The sequence below is a fragment of the Janthinobacterium sp. CG3 genome (genome assembly GCF_000344615.1).
Taxonomy (GTDB): domain Bacteria; phylum Pseudomonadota; class Gammaproteobacteria; order Burkholderiales; family Burkholderiaceae_D; genus Janthinobacterium.
In genome coordinates this window covers 45,846-67,859 of record NZ_KB467824.1, presented here as the reverse complement: position 1 = coordinate 67,859, position 22,014 = coordinate 45,846, and the positions used below count along the sequence as shown (strand labels likewise).

The following is a 22,014-nucleotide window of genomic DNA, read 5'->3' as shown; positions in this document are numbered from 1 at the left end:
GCGCCGCCCATCCGTAACGATCTGGGCCGCCGCGCCCCCTCACCAGCCAAGGAAATCTGATATGAAACAAGTATTCTCCATCGCCCTGCTCGCCTCCGCCCTGACCATGCCGTTTGCGGCGCAGGCGCAAAGCGCCTATGCCGGCGCCAGCGTCGGCGGCGTCGGTCTCAACATCGACTCCTACAACAAGACCTCGAGCGGCAACAATTTCGGCGGCAAGCTCTACGGCGGCTACCAGTTCAACCCGACCTTTGGCGTCGAAGCCGGCTATGCCATCCTGGGCGACCACGACGCCAGCGTCAACGGCGTCGACGGCGCGCATATCATGCCGTCCGCGCTGTATGTGGCCGGCACCGCCACGATGCCGGTGTCGGAGCAGTTTTCGGTATTCGGCAAAGTCGGCGTGACCGCCAACCGCAACAGGTTCGAGCTGCCGGGCGGCGTACGGACTTTGAAGTACCGGAATAATTCGCCCCTGTTCGGCGTTGGCGCCAGCTACAACTTTACGCCAACGCTGGCGCTGGTGGCCGAGTACGAGCACTTCGGCAAGGTACAAAGCGCCGACCGCACCACCATCAAGGCGCAAATGCTGTCGGCCGGCCTGCGCTACAAGTTCTAAACGACGAGGACCGGGCGCGCCGCCGGCCAACGGTGTACCGGCGGCGCGCCCGGTACAGTCCGTGTAACTATACGGCCAAGTGTACTTGTGCTGTATTGCTGATTCCCATACTATGCGATACCGATAGTTACCAGCCACCGCGCCCTTAGCCCATGCCACCCTCCGCCGACATCGACGCCACCGCCCTCGGCCACGAGAATTGGACCAGGCGATTCCTGGACGGCTGCATCGCCTGCGTACCCACCGTGCTGGGCTACCTGAGCATCGGCTTTTCCGCCGGCGCGCTGGCCCGGGTGTCCGGCCTGAGCACGATGGAGGTGGCGCTGATGTCGCTGATCGTCTACGCCGGCTCGGCCCAATTCATCATCGCCGGCATGGTGCAAAGCCACGCCGCCGCCATCGCCGTGTGCGTCGCGGTGTTCTTCGTCAACCTGCGCCACCTGCTGATGTCGGCCTATCTGGTGCCCTACTTTAAGCACATGGGCAGCCTGCGCAATTTTTTGCTGGGCGCGCAACTGACCGACGAAACCTTCGGCGTGGCCGCGGTCGCCGCGCAGAAAAGCGGCAAGCTGTCGTTTGCGTGGATGGCCGGCCTGAACCTGACGGCCTATCTGAATTGGTTGCTGGGCAATATCATCGGCGCGCTGGCCGCGACCTGGATCCCAGCCAACTTCATGCAAAGCCTGCAATTCGCGTTGGTGGCGATGTTCATCGGCCTGATCGTGCTGCAATTAATGGCGGCCCGCGACCGCGCCGTGCAGATCTTCGCCGCCGTCATGACCGTCGCCTTGCTCGAACCGGTCGCCCTGCTGTTCGGCCGCGAGTTCAGCGTCGTGCTGACCGCCATCATCACCTCGTTTATTGCCATGGGAGCCCTGCGATGGAAGTCCGCTACGAAATCCTCCTAATCATCGCCGGATGCGGCCTGGTCACCCTGGTGCCGCGGGTCTTTCCGCTGCTGTTCCTGCGCAAACAATCGTTCCCAAAATGGTACCAGGAGTGGTTGTCCTTCCTGCCCGTCACCATCATGGCCGGGCTGGTCGCCGAGCAACTCATTCCCCGCCACGGCGACTGGCGCGCGGCCGCGCCGAACATCGTCGCCAGCGTCGCCTGCCTGCTGTGCGCGGTGCTCAGCCGCAGCCTGTTCGCCACCGTGCTGTGCGGCGTGGCGGCGATTGGCTTGCTGACCTACTTCGCCTAACCGCGATTTCCGTAGGTCGGATTAGCCCGCAGGGCGTAATCCGACCATGTTGGCGTGCGCGGCACCGCGCGCGCAGCAAACCTTGCCCTTCCCCTTAGAACGTGGCGCGCAGGCTCAGGCGCACGGTGCGCGGCTCCAGCGGATGCACCAGGCGGCCGTCGATGCCGCCGCCGCAACTGCCGTCGGCCTGTTCGCCGCGCGTGCAGGAGCCGCCCCAATACTCAATATCATTGGCCTTGCGACCCAGCAGATTGAGCACGTCGACGCCCAGTTGCAGCGTCGGCGTGATGCGGTAGCCCAACTTCAGATTGGCCAGCCAGAACGGCGTCGATTTGTGGGTGTTGCTTTCCTCCAGGGCGTAGGCGCCCAGGTAGCGCAGGCGCACGCCGCCGTACCAGTTCCCGCCCGGCTCGTAACCCATCCCCAACGAGGCGGTCAGCGGAATCGCGTTCGGCACGTGCGAGCCACTGCCGTCGACCGGCTCCTTGAAGCGCGCGTGCGACCAGGCCAGGTCGGCGTCGATGTTGACGGCGCTGGTGGGCGCGAAATAATTCGACCACTCCAGGCCGTGCCGGCGCGACGCGCCGCGCGCCTCGGTGACGCCCTCGTCGCCGACGAACACCAGCTCGGACGCCGCGCTCATGCGCCACAGCGACAGGCTGGTGTTCCAGCCCGCCAGCGGCTTGCTGCGCAGGCCCAGTTCCGCGCCGTTGGACTTGGCGAACAGCGACAGTTTTTCAGCCGGGCTGCCGTCGGCCGGATGGGTCGCCGAGGTGGCGCCGCGCACGTCGTTGCTGTGAAATCCGTAGCCCCAGTTGGCGTAGAACTCGGTGTCGCCGCGCGCGCCGGACGGGCGCAGCACCAGGCCCAGTTTCGGGCTGGTCTGGCCGGCGCCGACCTTGCCGCCGTTGTGCATATTGAACTCGCCGGCGGTCGGCGTGACGCTGGCACGGATCTGGTCGCGGCGCAGCCCCACGGTGCTGCGCAACCACGGCGTCCACTGCCGGCGCGCCTCGACGAACAGGCCGACGGCGGTTTCGGTCAGCTGGTCCTGGCGCACGGTGCCGGTGCGCACCCGCCCCTCGGTTTGATACAGGCCGACATGCCCGACCCGGTCCTGGCGCAGCTGCACGCCGGCCGTCAGCTCGACCGCTTGCAGGCGCACGCTGCGGCGCGCCTCGCCGCCCCAGATCAGGCGCTCGTCGGCCTGCTCGTGCTGGTCGCCGCGCGGCCCGCTGGTAAAGCCCGACGGCGCGGCGAAGTAATTCAAGCCGTAGTCGATCACATAGGCGCTGACGCTGCCGGCCCCGGCCTCGTCGCCGCCGGCCCACTCGCCGGACAGGCTATAACGGTGGGTCTTGCCGCCGTCGCTGCCCGACAGCGCGCCGAAGCGGCCGATCCCGCCGCCGCTGATGGCGCGCTCGGGCACGTGCTCGGTGGCGCGCCAGTCCGACTCGTAAGCCATCGCCGTGACGGCGAAACCGTCGCTGGCGCTGCCCTTGGACAGGCGCAGCACGCCGTTGCGCTTGTGCAAATTGGCCGGCAAGTCCCAGGGCCCGTCGTTGCCCGCCACTTCGACCGCGCCCATCACGTCGAACCCGGCGTATACGCCGCTGCCGGCGGCCAGCAGGCGGCGGTGCCGGTGGGCGCCCAGCGTCAGGTCGACGAACGGCGCCTTCACCTGGCGCTGGTAGTCGACGCGCGCCGAACCGGTGTTGGAAAAGTCACCGTCGCGGGCCGCGTAGACGCCCTTGCGGAACTCGATGTTGGCGATCAGCTCCGGCATCAGGAAGTTCAAGTCCATATAGCCCTGGCCGTGGGCGTGGCTGGCGACGTTGGCCGGCATGCCCATCACGGTGGTGGCGAAATCGCTGCCGTGGTCGAGGTTGAAGCCGCGCAGGAAGTACTGGTTGGCCTTGCCGTCGCCCGAGTGCTGGGTGACGATCAGCCCGGGTATCGTTTCCAGTACCTCGGCGGTGCGCAGCAGCGGACGGGTCGCCAGTTGCTTCGCCGTCACCGTGCCGTCGGTGGCGGAGTCGGCGACGCCGATCATGCCGGGCCGGTTGCCCACCACGGTGACTTCCTGCAGCGTGGGCACGCCGGTCGCGCCGGCCAGTTTGCAGCCGGCCAGCAAAGCGGCCAGCAGCGGTGTTCGCGTATAAAAGTGTCGCATCTGTTTCATTTCCTAAGATCACATCGATGATCCGGGCATGACACGAGAAAGAAGTGGCCGTGTGGGCGCTGGCCACAGTCGCAGGCGGACGGCGCGCGCGGGCGCGCATGGGCGCGGTGGCGCCATGCGCGCACGCTGCGGCGGCGGCGGAACGAATCAGGACTCAAGGCACAACGGACAAAACCAAACCCCGGGTTTTGCACCAGCAATACACGCGATGGCCGGTCTTCTGGCTCGCCCTCATCCTTTCCTGCCCTGCCTTCCCATGCAATGGCACAGTGGCGTACGGACAAAATCGTCAGGCATACAGCAGCGGGGGCTGCGCCGGCATGTTAGAGAGCGTGTCTCTTGTCACCGGCTTCCCGTTTCACCCTCCAGCAGACATGCTGGAGGACACCATCGCGTAAGTGGCGCATTTTACATCAGTTGCGCCGCAGCGGCGCCCGGCCGGGGCCGGCAGGGCCATGCGCAAGGCGTTTTTAAACGCGGATATATAAAAACAATAGGAAATCAAGGGCAAATAAACTTATAAGCAATATTCATGAATTAAATATCTAGGCGATTCCGGAATCATAAATACAGCTGCAAGCCTGTGTTTATGCGGCATAGCGATTTTTAACACCGCCACAAGCGCGGAACCTGGCGTCGCTATAAAACAACAAAGTTTTGTTTTATTCTATTTTATTGATGATTTCCAATAGAACGGGCCCGGCCAAGCTATAGAATTCGCCCGTCTGAGTTTGTGGAACGACCAGCAACTCCTTTCATTTAGTGCTCATTGTCACTTATGAGCATTTATTAGCAATTACATACCAGGATTAATCATGAAAACATCGTTTATCGCCGCACTGATCGCCGCCGCAGTCTCCTTCCCAGTCGCAGCCCAGGCTCAAAGCGCCTACGTCGGCATCAACGCCGGCCAGTCCGAGCAAAAAATCAGCGCCGACAAATACTCGGCCAAAGAATCGGCAACCGGCTACAAAGCCTACGCCGGTTACAACTTCGACAAAAACTTCGGCCTGGAAGCCGGCTACGTTGATTCCGGCGAAGCTGACTTCAAATTCGTCGGCGTGCCGTACACTTTGAAAACCCAATCGGCTTACCTGGCAGCAACCGCAACCCTGCCAGTGAACAACGAGTTCTCCTTGTTCGCCAAAGCCGGTATCGCCAACAACCGCATCAAAGGTGCAGTCTCGTTCGGCGGCATCACCGAAAAAGACGACAGCGATGACCGCACCACGGCCATGTTCGGCCTGGGCGCTTCCTACGCCGTTGCGCAAAACATCTCGATCGTCGCTGAATACGAAAACTTCGGCAAAGTCGCCAAAGGCGACAACAGCAACGTGAAAACGGACCTGGTATCGCTGGGCCTGCGTTTCAAGTTCTAATATCGACTTAGTTCGCATGTTGAAAAAAAGCCGGCTCACAGCCGGCTTTTTTACGTCCGCAGCCCGGCTTGTTGCGCTTGCGCTACAATGCGACCCAGTCAACCCAAGGGGAGCCGCTCGTGCCAGCCATTTTTAGCCGCCGCATCCGCCCACTGCTTCTGGTCCTCCTGTGCGCAGCGGGACCGGGGGCCGGCGCGGCCACGACGCCGGCCGATCCGATCCCCTTACGTTTTTTGCTCAGCTTTGACGACGGCCCGAGCGCGGCGGTGGACGACAATCCGACGGCCGGCATTCTCGATGTACTGGCGCGCAACGCGGCGCAGCCCGGCGTCAAGGCGATTTTCTTCGTCCAGACCCGGGCGGCGAACGCCGGCGCCAGCGAGATCGGCGCCAGCCTGCTGCGGCGCGAGCACGACGAGGGGCACTTGCTGGCTTTTCACACCGCCACGCCGCGCCACAGCAACCACCGTTCCTTGGGCGTCGACGCACTGGAGCTGTCGTTGCGGCGCGGCGCGGCCGACTTGCAGGCCGTCACCGGCACGCCGCCCAGCCTGCTGCGCCCGCCGTTCTGGAACTATGACGCCGACACGCTGGCCGCCTACCATCGCCACGGCCTGCACATGCTGCTGACCGACCTGAGCGCCAACGACGGCAAAATCTGGGGCGTCAATTTCAGCTGGCACAAGCGCTCGAACATGCTGGCCGGGCTGACCGAGGTGCGGCGGCGCTGGCGCGACGGCGCCATGCCGGCGGTGGACGGCAGCGTGCCGGTGGTGGTCACGTTCCACGACATCAACACCTACACCGCGCGCCACATCGAGGAATACCTGCTGATCCTGCTCGACGTCGCGCGCGAGCTGGAGCTGCCGCTGGCGGACCCGCCGTTCTACAACGATCGCGGCGCGCTGGAAAAAGCCGCCTTGGCACGCGCGGTGCGCCAGGGCGACGCCAAGCCGGCGCTGCCGGGCCTGTGGAACTGGCTCTGGAATTAGCGTTGAGGCGCCGCCAACGATTTCCGCAGGTCGGCTTAGCCGGAACGGCGTAAGCGGACTGGCGTCGCCGGCGGCTCGGCCTCGGAGCGCGTTCGCCTGGGCCGCGAGCGCCGAAACCAAGCAACGGGTCAGGCCCTAATGCCGCTAAGTTAAACTTCCGTAGGTCGGATGAGCGAAGCGTAATCCAACGCCGAGCCGCTGCCGACGCCAGTCGGGTTACGCCCATGCGGGCTAACCCGACCTACGAAAATCCTTAACTTAGCGGCACCGGGGTCAGACCACTTCGCGCCAAGGCGAGAAGGCACGACCCCGCGGTGACGCCGCTGGTTTTATCAGGCGCAGCGGCGGCGTGCCTGCCAGCGCCCGCGCGCTGCACAGCACCACCGACAGTTCGGCGTGCGGCAGGCTGACGCAGACCGGCGCGGCGCAGGCGCCGAGTTTGTAGCGCGCCTCGCGCTCGCTCCACAACTGGTAAAAACGCGCGGCGCGCTCCACCTCCGGCAGTTGCGCCAGCGCGGCGACGGCGGCGGCGTCGAAGGCTTGCCGCGCCAGCGCCAACACCTCGCGCGCCGGATCGAGCACTTCGATGTCGAGCCCCAGCGCGGTGTCGGCGCTGACCGCGCAAGCGACCCACGGGCCGCTGTGCGACAAGCTGAAAAACGGCACAGGGAGGCTGGCGCCGGCCAGCGCCGCCAGCGGCGCCTGGCCGCGCCGCTCGCTGAGCAGGACCGTTGCCGCCGGCACGCCAACCAACTGGCCGATGGCCTGGCGCAGCAGCGCGCGGCCGGCCAGGAACTGGCTGCGCCGCTCGGGCCGCACGAAACGCCGCTCGCGCAGCGCCTCGCCGGCGCTCAGCGCGGCGCGGCAGGCCGCCAGCTCGGCCTCGCCCAGGTCGCCGTGTCTGAGCAGCCATACGCTGGCGCGCGCCCCCGCCACCCTAGCGGCACCGCTTGAAGATCAACGAGGTGTTGATGCCGCCAAAGGCGAAATTGTTCGACATCACGTACTCGCAATCGAGCGCCCTGCCCTCGCCGACGATGTAGTCGAGCGGCGCGCACAGCGGGTCGACCCGCTCCAGGTTGATGGTCGGCGCGAACCAGCCCTCGCGCATCATCTCGATGCTGATCCACGCCTCCAGCGCGCCGCAGGCGCCGAGCGTGTGGCCCATATAGCTTTTCAGCGAACTGATCGGCGTATCCGGGCCGAACAGCCGCAGCGTCGCCTGCGATTCGGCGACGTCGCCCTGCTGGGTGCCGGTGCCGTGGGCGTTGATGTAACCGATGTCGGACGGCCGCAGGCCGGCGTCGTCGAGCGCCAGCTGCATCACGATCTGCATGGTCGCGGCGTTCGGCTGGGTCACGTGGCTGCCGTCGCTGTTGGTGCCGAAGCCGACCACCTCGGCGTACACGCCGGCGCCGCGCGCCAGCGCGTGCTCGCGCTCCTCCAGGATCAGGCAGCCGGCGCCCTCGCCGATCACCAGGCCGTCGCGGCCGGCGTCGAACGGCCGCGGCGTGGTGTGGCCGGCGTCGTTGCGGGTGCTGGTGGCGAACAGCGTGTCGAACACCGCCGCCTCGGTCGCGCACAGCTCCTCGGCGCCGCCGGCGATCATGGCGCGCTGCTTGCCGGCGCGGATCGCCTCGTAGGCGTAGCCGATGCCCTGGCTACCCGAGGTGCAGGCGCTGGAGGTGGTGATGACGCGCCCGGTGACGCCGAAGAAGACGCCGATGTTGACCGGCGCCGTGTGCGCCATCATCTTGATGTAGGTGGTGGCGTTGATGCCCCTGGTGCTGCGCTCGGCCAGCATGCGGCCAAAGTCGCCGACGGCGCTGGGGCTGCCGGCCGAGGAGCCGAACGCGATGCCCATCTGGCCGCCGCGCAGCAGGGCGTCGTCGAGCAGGCCGGCGTCCTGCAGCGCCAGTTCGCTGGCGCGGGTCGCCATCAGCGCCACCCGGCCCATGCTGCGCAGCGCCTTGCGGTGGTAGCGCAGGTTCAACTCGAACGACGCGGCCGGCGCCCCCAGCTGGGTGTTCAACCCCTCGTAGTCGGCCCAGTCGGGCATGCGCACCACGCCGTTGCGGTATTCGCCCAGGCGCGCGCGCACGCTGGCCCAGTCGTTGCCGATCGGGCTGATGCCGGCCATGCCGGTGACGACCACGCGCCGGCTCATGCCATGCCGCCGTTGACGGAGATGACCTGGCGCGTGATGTAGCCGGCCTCCTCGCCGATCAGGAAGCTGACCGCCGCGGCGACCTCCTCGGGCTTGCCGACGCGGCGCGCCGGGATCAGCTTGAGCGCCTCGTCGAGCGGCACCGCGCCGATCATCTCGGTGTCGATCAGGCCCGGCGCGACGCAGTTGACGGTGATGGCGCGCTTGGCCAGTTCCAGCGCCAGCGCCTTGGTGGCGCCGATGATGCCGGCCTTGGCGGCGCTGTAGTTGACCTGGCCGCGGTTGCCGACCAGGCCGGAGACCGAGGCCAGCGTGACGATGCGCCCCGGTTTGCGGCGCTGCACCAGCGGCATCACCAAGGGGTTGAGCACGTTGTAGAAGCCGTCCAGGTTGGTTTGCAGGACGATGTCCCAGTCCTCGCCGCTCATCGCGGGGAAGGCGTTGTCGCGCGCCACGCCGGCGTTGCACACCACGCCGTAATAGCAGCCGTGCGCGGCGATGTCGGCCGTTAGCGCGGCGGCGGCGGCGGCGCGCTCGCCGATGTCGAATTGCAGCACGCGCACGGCGCGCCCCAGCGCGGCGATCTCCAGCGCGACGGCGTCGGCCTCGTCGCGCCGGCTGCGGCAATGCAGCACCATGTCGTAGCCGTCGCGCGCCAGGCGCAGCGCGATGGCGCGGCCGATGCCGCGCGACGAACCCGTCACCAGCACGCTCAGGCCCTTGCCGGCGCTGTTACCACCCATACTATTCACTTCCATTCGCACTCCCCCGCAAAAATTCACGCGCATTGTCCGGTTTGAACACCGAGATCGTCGCCGTGGCGACGCCGCACGCCGGCGCCGCGCCGTCAATGTGCTCGATACGGCAGTCGAACGCCGCCAGGCCATTGTCGCCCTGCAGCGTGCGGCGCATATGCACGCGCAGCACGCTGCCCACCGCGAAGCCGGGACGCTGCGCCTCGTAGCGCCGCGCGCCCAATAAAAACCCGACCTTGAGCGGCTCGCCGCGCAGCCGCGCCAGATAGCCGGCGTGCGCGGCGATGGCCTGCGCCATGTACTCGACGCCGACCCAGGCGCCGACCGCGGCGCCGTCGCAAAACAGGCTGTCGGCGCGGATCGCCACCTCGGCGCACAAGGCCTCGTCGTCGGCCCAGAGCACGCGGTCCAGCAGGACCATGGCGCCGCCGTGCGGCAGCAGCTCGCGGATATCCGGGTACGTCATCGCGTGCGTCCCAGCAGCAGCGCCGCGTTGGAGCCGCCGAAGGCGAACGAATTGCTCAGCGCCCAGTCGAGCGGGCGCCCCAGCGCCGCGCCGGGGCGCGCCAGGTTCAGCGCCGGCAGGGCCGGGTCGGCCACGCCGTCCCACAGGTGCGGCGGCAGCCGGCCCAGCGGATTGTCGTCCTGCATGGCCAACCAGCACAGCGCCGCCTCCACCGCCGCCGCCGCGCCCAGCGTATGGCCGGTGAACGGTTTGGTCGAGCTGACCGCCACCGCCGTGCCGAACAAGGCATCGACCACGCGCGACTCCATGGCGTCGTTCTGCACCGTCGCGGTGCCGTGCAGGTTGATGTAGTCGACCTGGGCGGCGCCAATCCCGGCGCGCGCCAGGGCCTGGCCGATGGCCAGGCGGGCGCCGCCGCCGAGCGGGTCGGGCGCCGACATGTGGTGGCCGTCGGACGACTCGCCCCAGCCGCGCAGCGCCACCGCGGCCGGCTCGCGGCTCATCAGGAACAGCGCCGCGCCCTCGCCGATGTTGATGCCGTCGCGGTTCGCGCTGAGCGGATTGCACGGCGCCGCGCTGACCGAGGCCAGCGCCGAGAAACCGGACACGGTGAAGGCGCACAGCGAATCGACGCCGCCCGTCAGCACCGCGTCGCACAGGCCCATCTGGATCAGCCGGGCCGCGCTGGCCATCGCCTTCGCCGCCGACGAGCAGGCGCTCGAATGGACGTAGACCGGCCCCTCGACGCCCAGTTCGGCGGCCAGCATGGTGGCCGCCGAACCCATTTCCTGCTGCGCGTAGTGGAACGACGGCGGCAAGCCGTTGCCGGCGGCATGGCTGGCCAGCGCGGTTTCCGCTTCGGCCACGCCCGAGGTGCTGGTGCCGATGACCACGCCGACGCGCTGCGCGCCGTAGCGCGCCAGCGCCGCCTCGACCGCGGCGCGGATCGGCGCCAGCGCCGCCAGCGCCAGGCGGTTGTTGCGGCTGCGCGCCTGCAGCGGCAGGTGCGCGGCCGCCGGCAGCGACGCCACCCGGCCCAGCGCCAGCGCGCGCCCGGGCGACCAGTCATCGGTAACGGCCAGGCCGCTTTCGGCGCGCTCCAGCAGGCGCGCCTTGATCTCGGCGTGGCTGGCGCCGAGCGCGCAGACGATGCCGCATTCGTTCAGATAAAACATCGTGGCTTCCTATTTCACCATTTTTAGTTGGGCGGCGCGGACTGTATCGTCAAGCGGTACTGGTAGCGCAGGTTCTGCAGCACCACCGTGCCGCCCCAGCGCGGCAGCGCGCTGTAGTCGATTTGTACCATCGCGTCGGCGCCATGGTACAGGGTGCGGCGCAAGCCCTGCTCGTCGACGCGCCAGCCGGGCGGCAGCGCCGCCTGGATCGCCGCCGCCGGCCACAGCGTCAGCTGCATGTCCTCCAGCACGTCGTCGGGGCGCACCTGGGCCGGCAGCATCACGTGGCGCCACGACGTCATCTCCTTGCCGTCGTAGCGCAGCGACAGCACGCGCTGGCCGAAGGCCAGGCCGACCAGCTCGAGCCGCTCGGCGTCGACCTCCAGCGCGGCGTCGAGCTCGTCGACGCGGGCGCCGCGCTCGACCTTCAGGTGCTGCTGCACGCTGATGGCCTCGCCCAGCGCCGCCGGCGCCAGCTTCAGGCCCAGCCTGGCCGGCGCCGGCGGCGTGCTGGCGCAGCCGGCCAGCGCCAGGGCCAACGCAGCCGCAACCGCCAGCGTCAGACCGGCGCGCACAGCGCCTCCAGTGCGGCCAGGCGGCGCGCGGTTTCCTTAACGAAGGGGTTGTCCTGGTCCCAGGCGTAGCCGGCCAGGATCGCCGAGATCATGCGGCGGATTTCCGGCTGCTGGCCCTGATGGAAAATGATCTGCTGGAAGCCGCCGGCGTACCACGACTCGACGAAGGCGCGGAAGGTGTCGACGCCTTTGCGCAGCGGCGCGCCGAAGTCGGCCTGCCAGTCCACCGCCTCGCCGGCGAACTGGCGTTGCAGCGCCGCCGCCGCCAGGCTGGCCGACTTGAAGGCGATCGTCACGCCGGACGAGAACACCGGGTCGAGGAACTCGCCGGCGTTGCCCAGCAGCGCGTAGCCGCGGCCCCACAGCTGCTCGACGTTGGCCGAGTAGCCGACGATTTGCCGCGCCGGCGTGTCCCACTTGGCGTTGGCCAGCAGCGCCCGCAGCGACGGCTCCTCGGCGACGATGGCGCGCAGGCGCTCGGTTTCCGTGCCTTCGTAGCGGGCCAGGAAGCCGGTCTCGGCGACCACGCCGAGCGAGCAGCGCCCGCCGGCGAAGGGAATGGTCCAGAACCAGACGTCGCAATGCCTTGGATGCACCGTCACGCGGATCTTGTTGCGGTCGAAGCCGGGTTCGTCGATGCCGTCCTCGACGTGCGTGAAGAGCGCGCCGCGCACCGGGAAGTTCGACGGCGTCTCCAGTTTCAGCAGCCGCGGCAACACGCGCCCGAAACCGCTGGCGTCGAGCATGAAGCGCGCCTCGATTTGGTACGCCCCGCCGTCGGCGCCGTGCACCGTCACGCGCGGACCGCGCGCGTCGCCCTCCTCGCCCAGGTCGACCGCGGTGACTGCGTGGCGGTAGCGCACCTCGGCGCCGAAGCGCTCGGCCTGCTTGGCCAGCACGTGGTCGAAATCGGCCCGCTGAACCTGGTAGGTGGTGCCCCAGCCCTGCGAAAACTTGTCGCGGAAGTCGAAGTCGGTGTACTCGCCGTTGCGCATGAAGGCGGCGCCGTTCTTGTGCTGGAAGCCGGCTTCGACCACCGCCTGCAGCATGCCGGCCTGCTCCAGATACGCCATGCTTTGCGGCAGCAGGCTCTCGCCGATGGAAAAGCGCGGGAACTGCTCGCGTTCGATCACCAGCACTTGGCGGCCCTGCTGGCGCAGCAGCGCGGCGGCCACCGATCCGGCCGGGCCGGCGCCGACGATGAGGATTTCGACATGTTCAAGCTTCAGTGTGTCGGACATGGTTCGCTTTCAGTTTGGGTGGCGAAACAGGGCACCAGCAGCCACACCAGCGCGGTGCCGAGCAGCATGGTCAGGCCGAAGGCCTGCAAGGCCGGGGTGCGGCTCAGGCCCAGCAGGCCGAACGACAAAATGGTGTTGGCGGCCGACAGGCCGACCGCCAACCACGGCGTGCGGTCGCGCCGGTCGGGGTGCTCCTGCATGAAGATGCCGTAGTCGATGCCGACGCCGAGCAGCAGCATCAGCGCCAGCACGTGGAATAGTTGCAGGTTCTGGCCGGCGAAGCCCAGCAGCGCCAGCGCGGCCACGCTGGCCGCCGCGGTCGGCGCCAGCACGCGCCAGGTGCGCCGGCCGTAGCGCGGCGACAGCAGCAGGAACAGCACCGCGTACGCCGCCAGCAGCACCCAGCCCATGTACTGGCGGTAGCTGCCCAGCACCGAGGAAATCTCCTGCACCTTGTCGACCCATTGTACGCCGTCGAGGCCGGCGCCGGCCTGGCGCAACTGGGGCAGGCCGGCGTAGTCGAGGCCGCGCAGCGCGACGATGCTGGCGTAGCCGCCGCCCGCCACCCGGCCCAGCCACAAATGGCGCCACGGCTCGCTGGCCGGCGCCGCCAGGAAGGCCTCCACCGTCAGCGCCGCGCCGGCGCCGACCAGGCCGGCGCGGGTCGCGCCGACCCAGCGCGGATCTTCGCCGATCCGCGCCGCCAGCGCGCTGAGCGCGGCGCCGTCCTTCAGCAGCTTGTCGTCCAGCAGCGCGCGGCGCGCCGCCTGGGTGCGCGCCGACGGCACCCAGTTCGACATCGCCTGGTAGCCGGAAATGCGGCGCTGGCCGACCAGCGCGTCCAGGCGCAGCTTGAGCGCCTCCTCGCGTTCCAGCACCGCGTCGACCGAGCCGGCGCGCACCAGGTAGAACTGCACCGGCGTCGGCGCGTCCAGCAGTTTGCTCAGTTTCAACTGGTCGCTGAGCAGCCGCGGCGGCGGGGTTTGCAGCAGGCGGATGTCGTCGTTGACGCCGAGCCGGGACACGCCGGCGGCGGCCAGCGCGGCGAACAGCGCCAGCGCCGCCAGGCTGGCCTTGTTGCGGCCCAGCCGCGGCCAGCGCGCCCGCGCCGCGCCGTAGCGGCGCACCAGCGCGCCGCTCTGGAGCGCGCCGGCGCCGACCAGCGGCGGGAACCAGAACACCACGGTGAGCCAGGCGAACACCAGGCCCAGCGCCGAGAACACCGCCATGTGGCGCAGGCCGGGGAACGGCGTCAGCGCCAGGCCCAGGTAGCCGATCACGGCCGCCAACAGCGTCAGGGCCAGGCCCGGCAGCAGGCGCCGCAGCAGCGCGCGCGAATCGAGCGCGGGGTCGGCGCCGAGCCGGTTGCAGAGGAAATAGATGCCGTAGTCCTGGGCCACGCCGATCAGGCTGGCGCCGAACACCAGCGTCAGCAAATGCACCCGGCCGAACAACAACCAGCACACCGACAGCGCGCCCAGGCAGCCGACGCCGATCGACAGCAGGATCAGCGCGATCGGCTTGAGCGAGCGGAACGTCAGCCACATCAGCAGGATGATGCCGAGCAGCGAGCCGATGCCGATGGTCGACATCTCGCGTTCGGCCTGGGCGCCGGCGGCGGCGGCGTGCAGGATCACGCCGGCGCTGACCAGCTCGACCCGCGGCGTGGCGGCGCGGGCGGCGCGGGCGGCGCGTTCGAGCAGCGCCAGCACGGCCTCTTGCGCGCGCATGGAAAACGCCGGCTGCTTCAGCGTCAGCGCCAGCAGCACGTACTGGCGCTGGTCGTCGGCGACGAACAGGCGGCCGTCGCGCGGGCGCACCGGGGTTTCCCGCGCCCTTTCCTGGGCCCAGCCGGCGAACAGGCCGAACGGGTCGTCCTGCCAGGCGCCCAGTTTGGGGCCGCCGAACGGACTGTATAACTTGGCCAGCGCCGCCTCCAGCCAGAACTGCGCCGGCTCGCTGCGCAACTGCGCCTCCTGCTGCGCCGTCAACAGCGTCAGGCGGTGCTGCTGGAACAGCGCCAGCCAGTCGCCCTGGGTTTTCTCGTCGACGGCGGCGGCCTGGAACAAGTCGGCGCGCCCGGCCAGCACGGCGCTGTAGGCGTCGGCGGCGCGGGTCGCGTCGGCCCAGTCGGCGGCGCCGACCAGCACCACCAGGCGCTGCTGCGCGCTGTCGACCATGTGGCCGAACGACTGCTGCAGCACCGGGTCGCGCTGCTGCACCGGCAGCAGCGCCATGATGTCGGTGTCGGGCACGATGCGCTGCACCAGCCACAGGTAGGCGTTGTGCCCCAGCAGCAGGCACACCACCATCGCCCACGCCAGCGCCAGGGTTTTACCGTGTTTCAAAACAGCGCCGCCTCTTCCGCCGTGATGGCGGCGTCGCCGCTCTGGATCGCCGAAAAGACGATGCCGGTGCGGTCGCCGCCGGCCTCGCTGATGCCGATGTTCTTGACGTAGGCGCCGCCGTCGAGCTTGATGCTGCCGATGGCCTTGGCCAGCGCCGGCTGGCGCGCCTTCAGCGCCACCTTCCAGTTGGCGCCGTCGATCTCGCCGTCGACCTCGAACAGGGCTTCGAGCTGGGCCAGGTCGCCGGCCAGCAGCGCGAACAGCACGCTGTTAATCATGCGCACCACCGGCTCGGTCTTGGCGTCGAGCCGCAGCGCCACGCGCTCGCCCTGGAAGTGGACGATCTCGTCGCGCGTCAGGCGCAGCGTGTTGGGGAAGGGTTGCAGCGTGCGCCACAGTACGCCCTTGCCGGCGACCACGCAAAAGCGCCCGTTCGAGGCCAGCGCCTTCTTCATGCCGGTCAACTGCTTGGTCTGGTCGAAGCGGCCGCACAGCACCTTCGGCTTGGCCAGCAGCGCCTGGATGTTGGCGACCGAGGCGCGCTCCGGCGCGGCGGCGGCGACGGCCGCGGCGGCCAGCAGCAGCGCGCCCAAAAGAATTCGTTTCATGTGGCTTGCACTCCCAGTTTGTCAAACAATACCGGCGGCGAAACGAAGCACATCGCGCCGCTGGCGATCTCCACGGCGACCTGCGCCGTGCTGGCCCTGGTCAAGCGCTTGCCACTGTCGGCGTCGCTGATCAGGTAGTCGATCTTCAGGCGGTTTTCCCATTCGACCAGGTCGGCGCGCAGCTTCAGGCGCTGGCCGAAGGTGGCCGGCGCGACATAGCGCAGGTGCAGGTCGATCACCGGCCAGGAAAAGCCGGAGGCCTTCATCTGCACGTAGTTATAGTCTATCTTGTCGAGCAAGGCGCAGCGCACCACCTCCAGGTACTTGACGTAGCGGCCGTGCCAGACGATTTCCATCGGGTCGAGGTCGAAGAACTGCACTTGCATCTCGACCTCGGCGAACCAGCGGCTCTGCTTGGCGGCCCTACGCATACAACTCCCAGTGCCGGCTGCGGATGCGTTCCAACAGCAGGCGCAGGTCCGGCTCCAGGCGGCGGTCCTCCTCGACCACGGCGACGTCGGCGCCGAGCGCCTCCATCATCTTCGCCAGCTTGGCCTGCGGCGCCAGCGCCGGGTTGACCCGGCAGCGCAACCAGACGCCCTGGCGCACCGTGATCAACAGCGCGGCGACGACCTGCTCGGTCAGTTCCAGCACGCGCAGGCAGTCGCGCGCGGCGATGGTGCCCATGCTGACCTTGTCCTGGTTGTGGCACTCGGTCGAGCGCGAGAACACCGACGCCGGCATGGTCAGCTTGAGCGCCTCGGCGGTCCAGGCCGAGGCGCTGATCTGCAGCGCCTTCAGGCCGTGGTTGATGGCCGCGCGCGCGCCGGTGGCGCCGGACAGGTTGGCCGGCAAGCCGTGGTTGTAGCGGCTGTCGACCAGCAGCGCCATCTGCCGGTCCAGCAGGTCGGCCAGGTTGGCCACGGCGTTCTTCATGCCGTCCATGGCGAAGGCGATGTGGCCGCCGTAGAAATGCCCGCCGTGCAGCACGCGCTCGTTCTCGGCGTCGATGATCGGGTTGTCGTTGGCGCTGTTGAGTTCATTTTCGATGGCGCCGCGGAAGAACGGCAGCGCGTCGGCCAGCACGCCGATCACGTGCGGCGCGCAGCGGATCGAATAGCGGTCCTGCAGGCGCTTGCCGTTGCGTTCCCACTGCTCGGTCGGCAGGTCTTGGCGCAACCAGGCCGCGACCTGCTGCATGCCGGCGTGCGGCTTGACCGAGAACAGCACCTCGTCGAAGTGGTGGGCGTTGCCGTCCAGCGCGAACGAGGCCAGCGCCGTGACGCGGGTGCACAGCTTGGCCAGGTAGTCGGCGCGGTCGTAGGCCAGGCAGGCCAGCGCCGTCATCACGGCGGTGCCGTTCATGATCGCCAGGCCCTCCTTCGGGCGCAGCCGCAGCGGCGTGATGCCGGCCTCGCGCAGCGCCTGCGCGGCCGCCACCTGGACGCCGTCGCGCCACACTTCGCGCTCGCCGCACAGCACCGCCGCCAAGTAGGACAGCGGGGTCAGGTCGCCGCTGGCGCCGACCGAGCCCTCGGACGGGATCAGCGGCAGCAGGCCGGCGTCGAGCAGGCGCGCGATCTGCTCCAGCAGTTCCACGCTGACGCCGGAAAAGCCCTTGCACAGCGAGGCCAGCCGGACCGCCATCACGGCGCGGGTCTGGGCCGGGTTGAAGTACTCGCCCAGGCCGCAGCCGTGGTAGGTGTACAGGTGGTGCGGCAGTTCGGCCACCAGCTCGGGCGGCACGGTGACGGTGCAGGAGTCGCCGTAGCCGGTGGTGACGCCGTAGACGGTGCCGTCCTCGCGCAGCAGGCGGTCGAGGAAGTCGGCGCCGCGGGCGATGGCGGCGCGGAAGGCCGGATCGTCCGACAGGCTGGCGTCGGCGCGGCCTTGAGCGATGTCGACGATGTCTTCGATTTGCAGGCGCTCGCGGTCAAAGCGCACGGTGCGCCGGGTGGGGGTCGGTTCAACAAGGTGCATCGGGGATATCCAGTTGGGGTAAATGCCAAAAATCGAAAAAATTGAACCACTGGCCGGGCGCGCGCAGGCAAAAACGCTCGAGCCGGGCGGCGTAGTCGGCCGCCAGCGCGGCCAGGGCGGCGTCGCGTCCCTGCCGCGGCAGCCGCAGCGTGTCGCGGAACAGCTCGAAATGCACCTCGTAGCGGCCGCCGCGGCGCATCGAGAACAACAGGTAGACCGGGCATTGCAGCACGCTGGCCAGCACGTACGGGCCGACCGGGAAGGCCGCCGGCGCGCCCAGGAAGTCGGCCCGCGCCACGCGCGGCTTGGCGGCGACCGGCACGCGGTCGCCGGCGACGACGACGAATTCGCCGCGGCCGACGCGCTCGGCCAGCAGCATCGCCGTGGCCGGCGTCATCTCGGTCACTTGCATCAGGTTCAACTGGCTCTCCGGGTTCAGCCGCGCCAGCACGCGGTTGAAGGCTTGCGCGTGCTTGGTGTGCACCAGCACCGTCAATTTCAGGCCGGCGCGCCGGCGCGACAGCACCCGGCACAACTCCAGGTTGCCGAAGTGCGAACACACCAGCAGCGCGCCGCGGCCCTGCGCCAGCGACGGTTGCAGCGACTCGACGCCGTGCAGGCGCACGCTGTCGGTATCGAACAGGCCACCCCACAGCAGCATCTTGTCGAGGATGGTTTCGGCGAAGGCGGCGAAGTGGCCCAGCACGCCCGGCACGGCCGCGCCCGGCGCCAGCGCGCGCACCCGCCGCAGGTAGTCGGCCGAGGCGTGCCGGGTGCGCGGCCTGGTCAGCAGATACCAGCCCAGCACCGGGTACAGCAGCGCCTGGAACGGCCAGCGCCCGCAGACGCGGGCGACCCAGAACATCAGGCGCATGCCGGCCACGAAACCGAGTTCGTTGATCTCGGCCCAGTGCCGCTGCGGCGCGCTCATCGCTGGCGCCAGGTGCGCGCCAGCAGGCGCGGCGCGCGCCACAGCATGCCGCACAACAGCGTCAGGTGCATGCGCGTGATCAGCACGTTGTCGCGCCACATGCGGAAATGCGAGACGCCGTCGCTCGGGTATACCACCCGGGTCGGCAGGTTGCGCACCTCCAGCCCGTCCCAGTACAGGCGCACCAGGATGTCGGTGTCGAAGTTCATGCGCGCGCCGATCGCGCGGCGCCGCGCCAGCGCCAGCACCGGCGCCAGCGGATACAGGCGGAAGCCGCACATCGAATCCCTGATTTGCAGCGACAGCGTGTTCAGCCAGACGCAGGCGTGGGTCAGGTAGCGCCCGTACAGGCGCACCCGCGGCACCGACGCGTCGAACACCGGACAGCCGGCGATCACCGCCAGCGGGTGCAGCCGCGCCTGCGCCACGAAACGCGGCACGTCGGCGGTGTCGTGCTGGCCGTCGGCGTCGATCTGCAAGGCGTGGCTGAAGCCGCGCGCGGCCGCCTCGCGCATGCCGTCCAGCACCGCCGCGCCCTTGCCCTGGTTGGCGCCGTGGCGCACCAGGGTGAGCTGCTCCGGGTGGGCGGCCGCCAGCGCGTCGAGCGCGCGCGCGCACGGCGCCGCGCTGCCGTCGTCGACCAGCACGCAGTGCAGCTGGTGGCGCAGCAGCGCCGCCACCACCGCGCCGACGGCGTGTTCGTGGTTATAGACCGGCACCACGATGCAGGGCTTAAACATGGGCCGCTGCGGTTGCGCGGGGGCGCCGGCGGGCGCGGAAAAGGCGGTCTTTAACATGCGTTCTTTGCGGGTGAGGTGGCGGCGGCGCCGAACAGGATGCGGCCGCTGGCGTGCTGGCCGGCGGCAGACAGGTAACGGAAGCCCAGGCTGCCCTTGTCGACGTCGTGCGTCAGTTCCAGCTCCAGGCGCACCGGCCGATCGACCTGTATCACTTGCTGGAACTTGAGCGCGTGCAGCGCGCGGAACTGCGCCGGCAGATCGAAGTGCGCGCGGCCGTAGGCGATGGCCCAGTCCAGTTGCACCACGCCGGCCAGGATGGGCGCGCCGGCGAAATGGCCGTCCAGGTAGAACAGGTCGGGCGCCACCGACAGCTCCAGCAGCACCCGCGCGGGCGCGCGTTCGAGCACGCGCAGTTGCGGCCGGCGCGGACGCGCCGCGGCGGCGGCGCCGGTGGCGGCCTCGTCGTCCAGCAGCGCCAGCAACTGCGCCTGGGTGGTCTTGCCCTGCGCGTTGATCGGCATCTGTTCCAGATAGCGCCAGCGGCGCGGCAGCGCGACCGCCTCGACGGCGCCGGCCAGGGCCGCGCGCAGCAGGCGGTTCAGCGCCGGCCTGCCGCCGGCGGCCAGGGCCGCGCGGCCGGCCGCGCTCGGCACGACGAAGGCGGCCAGGCGCTGGCGCTGGCCGCTGGCCGGCGCGCACAGCAGCACGCGCGCCGCCGCCACCAGCGCCGACGCCGTCAGCGCCGCCTCGACGGCGTCGAGCGAGACGCGTTTTTCCTCCATCTTGACGATGCGGTCGCCGCGGCCAAGCAGCTCGAAGCGCGCCGCGCCGCCAGCGCGCGCGCGGTCGGCCAGGCGCAGCCAATCCGGCTCCGCCAGGTGCGGCGAGCGCACCTCCAGCGCGTCGTCGGCGGCCACGCGCCAGTCGACGTTCGGGAAGGCCAGCCAGGACTCGTCGGCGCCGGGGGCGCGCTGGCGCCAGGCCACGCCGCCGGTTTCCGAGCTGCCGTAGACCTCGACCGGCACCCGTCCCAGCAAGTCGCCGGCGGCGTGCGCGGCCGCCAGCGGCAGCGGCCCGCCGGACGAGAACACGGCGCGCAGCTGCGTCCTGGCGCCGGCCCAGGGTAGATGCGCCGGCAGGCGCTGCAAATGGGCCGGGCTGGCCACCAGCACGCTGGGGCGCTCGGCCAACAGCTCGGCAAGTTGTTCGGGATAGCTGACGCTGTCGGCGACGATGGCGCGGCCGGCGCACAAGGGCCACAAGACTTTAAACAACAGGCCGTAGATGTGCTGGTGCGACACCGTCGCGACCACCACGGCGTCGTCCAGGCCGGCGCCGAACAGGCGTTCGAGCACCGCCACTTCGCTGGCCAGCTGGTCCAGCCTTTTCGGCACCGCCTGCGCGGCGCCGGTGCTGCCGGAGGTGTGCACCACCAGCGCGGCGCAGCGCGCCTCGAGCGCGACCGGCGCGACCTCGGTGGCGGCGCCGTCCTGCGCGCCGGGCAGCATCGGCCGCAGTTCGGCCGGGAACGCGCCGAGGAAGCCGTCAACCGCCGCGCCCAGCGCGGCGCAACTGCCGGCCAGCGTGTCGGCGCTGAGCCAGACGGTTTTTCCGGCCTGCCAGGCGCCCAGCAGGGCGGCGCCGAATTCGACGCTATCGTCCAGGTACAAGGCGAAATCGCGGCCGTCCTGGCGCCGCAGCAAGGCCGCCCAGGCTTGCACGCGCGCGCCGAAGTGGGCGTTGCGCACGGGCGCGCCGGCGCGCCAGCCGACGACGGCGTCGGGGCCGCGCGCCGCCAGTTGCACGGCCAGCGTGGCGAGGGCGTTCACGGCCTTAGACATGGTGCAGGCGCTTGAAACGGCGGCGCCACAAGCACTCGGCGCCAAACAACAGCGCCATCAGCAGATACGCGACGACGCCGGTGTAGAACGACCAGAGCGCCTCCGACGCCCACAGCGCGGTGGCCAGCGCGATGGCGCCATTGACGATGAAAAAAACGCACCAGACCTGGGTCACGCGGCGCGTGTAGCCGACCGCGGCGGCCGGCAGGTCCGGCNCGCGCAGGCGCGCCAGCCGCTCCACCATCGACGGCGGCGCCGCCAGGCTGTAGCCGAAGGCGGCCAGCAGCGCGGCGTTCACCAGCACCGGGTACAGCTTCAGCGGCAGCAGCATATTACTCCACACCGCGCAGGCGGCCAGCAGCAACGCGCCGGCCGCCGACCAGCGCGCCGCGACGCCCAGCCTGAGCGCCGGCAGGCGCGTGGCGGCCGCCAGCAGCAACAGGCAGGCCAGCCAGCGCGGCTCCACCTGCCCGCGGCCGTACCAGATCGCCAGCGGGTACAGCAGCGTGATCAACACCGTCAACGCGGTCAGCCACATCGCCTAGGCCGCCGGCTCCGCCGCCAGGGCCGCCAGCGCGTCGACCACGTCGTCGATGGTGCGGATGGTCTTGAACGCCTGCGGCGACAGGCGCCGGCCGGTCAGCTGCGTCAGCTTCACGGTCAGGTCGACCGCGTCGATGCTGTCGATGTCGAGGTCGGCGTACAGGTCCGACCGCGGCGTCAGCGTGGCCAGTTCCAGCCCGAACATCTCGGCCAGCAGCGCGCTCACCCAGGCCAGCAAACGCTCCCGGCTCATCTCGTTCAACACTACCAT

General features: G+C 69.4%; 22 protein-coding genes and 1 riboswitch. Of the genes, 5 read left to right on the top strand and 17 right to left on the bottom strand.

What is annotated here, in order from left to right; translation table 11 throughout:
* Positions 1-61 precede the first annotated feature (61 nt).
* From JANGC3_RS27905 to JANGC3_RS0100310, 3 genes are all read left to right on the top strand, one after another.
* Complete coding sequence (locus JANGC3_RS27905; RefSeq protein WP_017874480.1) at positions 62-619, top strand: outer membrane beta-barrel protein; 558 nt, start codon at positions 62-64, stop codon at positions 617-619.
* A 152-nt stretch (positions 620-771) separates the two neighbouring features.
* Complete coding sequence (locus JANGC3_RS0100315) at positions 772-1,527, top strand: AzlC family ABC transporter permease (protein WP_017874479.1); 756 nt, start codon at positions 772-774, stop codon at positions 1,525-1,527.
* Entirely contained in the window at positions 1,500-1,820 is a 321-nt protein-coding gene (locus JANGC3_RS0100310) for an AzlD domain-containing protein (RefSeq protein WP_017874478.1), read from the top strand. The genes JANGC3_RS0100315 and JANGC3_RS0100310 overlap by 28 nt, the downstream gene beginning before the upstream one ends.
* Before the next feature lie 94 nt (positions 1,821-1,914).
* Here JANGC3_RS0100310 and JANGC3_RS0100305 read toward each other — a convergent pair whose 3' ends face one another.
* Complete coding sequence (locus JANGC3_RS0100305) at positions 1,915-3,993, bottom strand: TonB-dependent receptor (protein WP_026132354.1); 2,079 nt, start codon at positions 3,991-3,993, stop codon at positions 1,915-1,917.
* Between the two features lie 202 nt (positions 3,994-4,195).
* Positions 4,196-4,409: riboswitch (cobalamin riboswitch) on the bottom strand.
* Positions 4,410-4,817: 408 nt separating this feature from the next.
* Between JANGC3_RS0100305 and JANGC3_RS0100300 the strand changes: the two genes are divergently transcribed.
* Together JANGC3_RS0100300 and JANGC3_RS0100295 are read left to right on the top strand one after the other, a co-directional pair.
* A complete protein-coding gene (locus JANGC3_RS0100300; protein ID WP_017874476.1) occupies positions 4,818-5,381 on the top strand; it encodes an outer membrane beta-barrel protein in 564 nt (187 codons plus the stop codon).
* 119 nt (positions 5,382-5,500) lie between these two features.
* A complete protein-coding gene (locus JANGC3_RS0100295) occupies positions 5,501-6,373 on the top strand; it encodes a polysaccharide deacetylase family protein (RefSeq protein WP_157406378.1) in 873 nt (290 codons plus the stop codon).
* A 273-nt stretch (positions 6,374-6,646) separates the two neighbouring features.
* Here JANGC3_RS0100295 and JANGC3_RS27900 read toward each other — a convergent pair whose 3' ends face one another.
* The 16 genes from JANGC3_RS27900 to JANGC3_RS0100215 form a co-directional block, all read right to left on the bottom strand.
* On the bottom strand, positions 6,647-7,309 hold the full coding sequence (locus JANGC3_RS27900; RefSeq protein ID WP_017874474.1) for a 4'-phosphopantetheinyl transferase family protein: 663 nt from the start codon (positions 7,307-7,309) through the stop codon (positions 6,647-6,649).
* Position 7,310: 1 nt separating this feature from the next.
* Complete coding sequence (locus JANGC3_RS0100285; protein WP_017874473.1) at positions 7,311-8,540, bottom strand: beta-ketoacyl-ACP synthase; 1,230 nt, start codon at positions 8,538-8,540, stop codon at positions 7,311-7,313.
* Entirely contained in the window at positions 8,537-9,298 is a 762-nt protein-coding gene (locus JANGC3_RS0100280) for a 3-ketoacyl-ACP reductase FabG2 (RefSeq protein WP_232429631.1), read from the bottom strand. The genes JANGC3_RS0100285 and JANGC3_RS0100280 overlap by 4 nt, the downstream gene beginning before the upstream one ends.
* The gene (locus JANGC3_RS0100275; RefSeq protein WP_017874471.1) at positions 9,285-9,761 is read right to left on the bottom strand and encodes an ApeP family dehydratase; all 477 of its coding nucleotides are present in this window, start codon (positions 9,759-9,761) and stop codon (positions 9,285-9,287) included. The genes JANGC3_RS0100280 and JANGC3_RS0100275 overlap by 14 nt, the downstream gene beginning before the upstream one ends.
* Positions 9,758-10,936, bottom strand: a complete 1,179-nt coding sequence (locus tag JANGC3_RS0100270; protein ID WP_017874470.1) for a beta-ketoacyl-ACP synthase — start codon at positions 10,934-10,936, stop codon at positions 9,758-9,760. The genes JANGC3_RS0100275 and JANGC3_RS0100270 overlap by 4 nt, the downstream gene beginning before the upstream one ends.
* Before the next feature lie 23 nt (positions 10,937-10,959).
* Positions 10,960-11,511, bottom strand: coding sequence for a DUF3261 domain-containing protein (locus JANGC3_RS0100265; protein WP_017874469.1), 552 nt, complete (start codon positions 11,509-11,511; stop codon positions 10,960-10,962).
* Entirely contained in the window at positions 11,496-12,752 is a 1,257-nt protein-coding gene (locus JANGC3_RS0100260; RefSeq protein ID WP_017874468.1) for an NAD(P)/FAD-dependent oxidoreductase, read from the bottom strand. The genes JANGC3_RS0100265 and JANGC3_RS0100260 overlap by 16 nt, the downstream gene beginning before the upstream one ends.
* Positions 12,737-15,064, bottom strand: coding sequence for an MMPL family transporter (locus JANGC3_RS0100255; RefSeq protein ID WP_051068349.1), 2,328 nt, complete (start codon positions 15,062-15,064; stop codon positions 12,737-12,739). Before JANGC3_RS0100255 ends, JANGC3_RS0100260 begins: the two co-directional genes overlap by 16 nt.
* 32 nt (positions 15,065-15,096) lie before the next feature.
* Positions 15,097-15,708: an outer membrane lipoprotein carrier protein LolA gene (locus JANGC3_RS0100250; protein WP_035787499.1), complete on the bottom strand. Its 612-nt coding sequence runs from the start codon at positions 15,706-15,708 to the stop codon at positions 15,097-15,099.
* Positions 15,705-16,139, bottom strand: coding sequence for an acyl-CoA thioesterase (locus JANGC3_RS0100245; protein WP_017874465.1), 435 nt, complete (start codon positions 16,137-16,139; stop codon positions 15,705-15,707). Before JANGC3_RS0100245 ends, JANGC3_RS0100250 begins: the two co-directional genes overlap by 4 nt.
* Positions 16,132-17,688: an HAL/PAL/TAL family ammonia-lyase gene (locus JANGC3_RS0100240; RefSeq protein ID WP_017874464.1), complete on the bottom strand. Its 1,557-nt coding sequence runs from the start codon at positions 17,686-17,688 to the stop codon at positions 16,132-16,134. Before JANGC3_RS0100240 ends, JANGC3_RS0100245 begins: the two co-directional genes overlap by 8 nt.
* On the bottom strand, positions 17,675-18,619 hold the full coding sequence (locus tag JANGC3_RS0100235; protein WP_081611975.1) for an LpxL/LpxP family acyltransferase: 945 nt from the start codon (positions 18,617-18,619) through the stop codon (positions 17,675-17,677). The genes JANGC3_RS0100240 and JANGC3_RS0100235 overlap by 14 nt, the downstream gene beginning before the upstream one ends.
* Positions 18,616-19,359 (bottom strand): glycosyltransferase family 2 protein, encoded by a 744-nt coding sequence (locus JANGC3_RS0100230; RefSeq protein WP_035787949.1) that lies wholly within the window; start codon positions 19,357-19,359, stop codon positions 18,616-18,618. The genes JANGC3_RS0100235 and JANGC3_RS0100230 overlap by 4 nt, the downstream gene beginning before the upstream one ends.
* A 50-nt stretch (positions 19,360-19,409) precedes the next feature.
* Complete coding sequence (locus tag JANGC3_RS0100225; protein WP_035787497.1) at positions 19,410-21,200, bottom strand: AMP-binding protein; 1,791 nt, start codon at positions 21,198-21,200, stop codon at positions 19,410-19,412.
* Positions 21,193-21,738 (bottom strand): membrane protein, encoded by a 546-nt coding sequence (locus JANGC3_RS0100220; protein ID WP_017874460.1) that lies wholly within the window; start codon positions 21,736-21,738, stop codon positions 21,193-21,195. Before JANGC3_RS0100220 ends, JANGC3_RS0100225 begins: the two co-directional genes overlap by 8 nt.
* Before the next feature lie 3 nt (positions 21,739-21,741).
* The gene (locus JANGC3_RS0100215; RefSeq protein WP_232429630.1) at positions 21,742-22,014 is read right to left on the bottom strand and encodes an acyl carrier protein; all 273 of its coding nucleotides are present in this window, start codon (positions 22,012-22,014) and stop codon (positions 21,742-21,744) included.

Coding starts and splice junctions, on each gene's coding strand:
- JANGC3_RS27905 (WP_017874480.1), top strand. CDS start 62: ATGAAACAAGTATTCTCCATCGCCCTGCTCGCCTCCGCCCTGACCATG.
- JANGC3_RS0100315 (WP_017874479.1), top strand. CDS start 772: ATGCCACCCTCCGCCGACATCGACGCCACCGCCCTCGGCCACGAGAAT.
- JANGC3_RS0100310 (WP_017874478.1), top strand. CDS start 1,500: ATGGAAGTCCGCTACGAAATCCTCCTAATCATCGCCGGATGCGGCCTG.
- JANGC3_RS0100305 (WP_026132354.1), bottom strand. CDS start 3,993: ATGCGACACTTTTATACGCGAACACCGCTGCTGGCCGCTTTGCTGGCC.
- JANGC3_RS0100300 (WP_017874476.1), top strand. CDS start 4,818: ATGAAAACATCGTTTATCGCCGCACTGATCGCCGCCGCAGTCTCCTTC.
- JANGC3_RS0100285 (WP_017874473.1), bottom strand. CDS start 8,540: ATGAGCCGGCGCGTGGTCGTCACCGGCATGGCCGGCATCAGCCCGATC.
- JANGC3_RS0100280 (WP_232429631.1), bottom strand. CDS start 9,298: ATGGAAGTGAATAGTATGGGTGGTAACAGCGCCGGCAAGGGCCTGAGC.
- JANGC3_RS0100275 (WP_017874471.1), bottom strand. CDS start 9,761: ATGACGTACCCGGATATCCGCGAGCTGCTGCCGCACGGCGGCGCCATG.
- JANGC3_RS0100270 (WP_017874470.1), bottom strand. CDS start 10,936: ATGTTTTATCTGAACGAATGCGGCATCGTCTGCGCGCTCGGCGCCAGC.
- JANGC3_RS0100260 (WP_017874468.1), bottom strand. CDS start 12,752: ATGTCCGACACACTGAAGCTTGAACATGTCGAAATCCTCATCGTCGGC.
- JANGC3_RS0100255 (WP_051068349.1), bottom strand. CDS start 15,064: ATGGTGGTGTGCCTGCTGCTGGGGCACAACGCCTACCTGTGGCTGGTG.
- JANGC3_RS0100250 (WP_035787499.1), bottom strand. CDS start 15,708: ATGAAACGAATTCTTTTGGGCGCGCTGCTGCTGGCCGCCGCGGCCGTC.
- JANGC3_RS0100245 (WP_017874465.1), bottom strand. CDS start 16,139: ATGCGTAGGGCCGCCAAGCAGAGCCGCTGGTTCGCCGAGGTCGAGATG.
- JANGC3_RS0100240 (WP_017874464.1), bottom strand. CDS start 17,688: ATGCACCTTGTTGAACCGACCCCCACCCGGCGCACCGTGCGCTTTGAC.
- JANGC3_RS0100235 (WP_081611975.1), bottom strand. CDS start 18,619: ATGAGCGCGCCGCAGCGGCACTGGGCCGAGATCAACGAACTCGGTTTC.
- JANGC3_RS0100230 (WP_035787949.1), bottom strand. CDS start 19,359: ATGTTTAAGCCCTGCATCGTGGTGCCGGTCTATAACCACGAACACGCC.
- JANGC3_RS0100225 (WP_035787497.1), bottom strand. CDS start 21,200: ATGTCTAAGGCCGTGAACGCCCTCGCCACGCTGGCCGTGCAACTGGCG.
- JANGC3_RS0100215 (WP_232429630.1), bottom strand. CDS start 22,014: ATGGTAGTGTTGAACGAGATGAGCCGGGAGCGTTTGCTGGCCTGGGTG.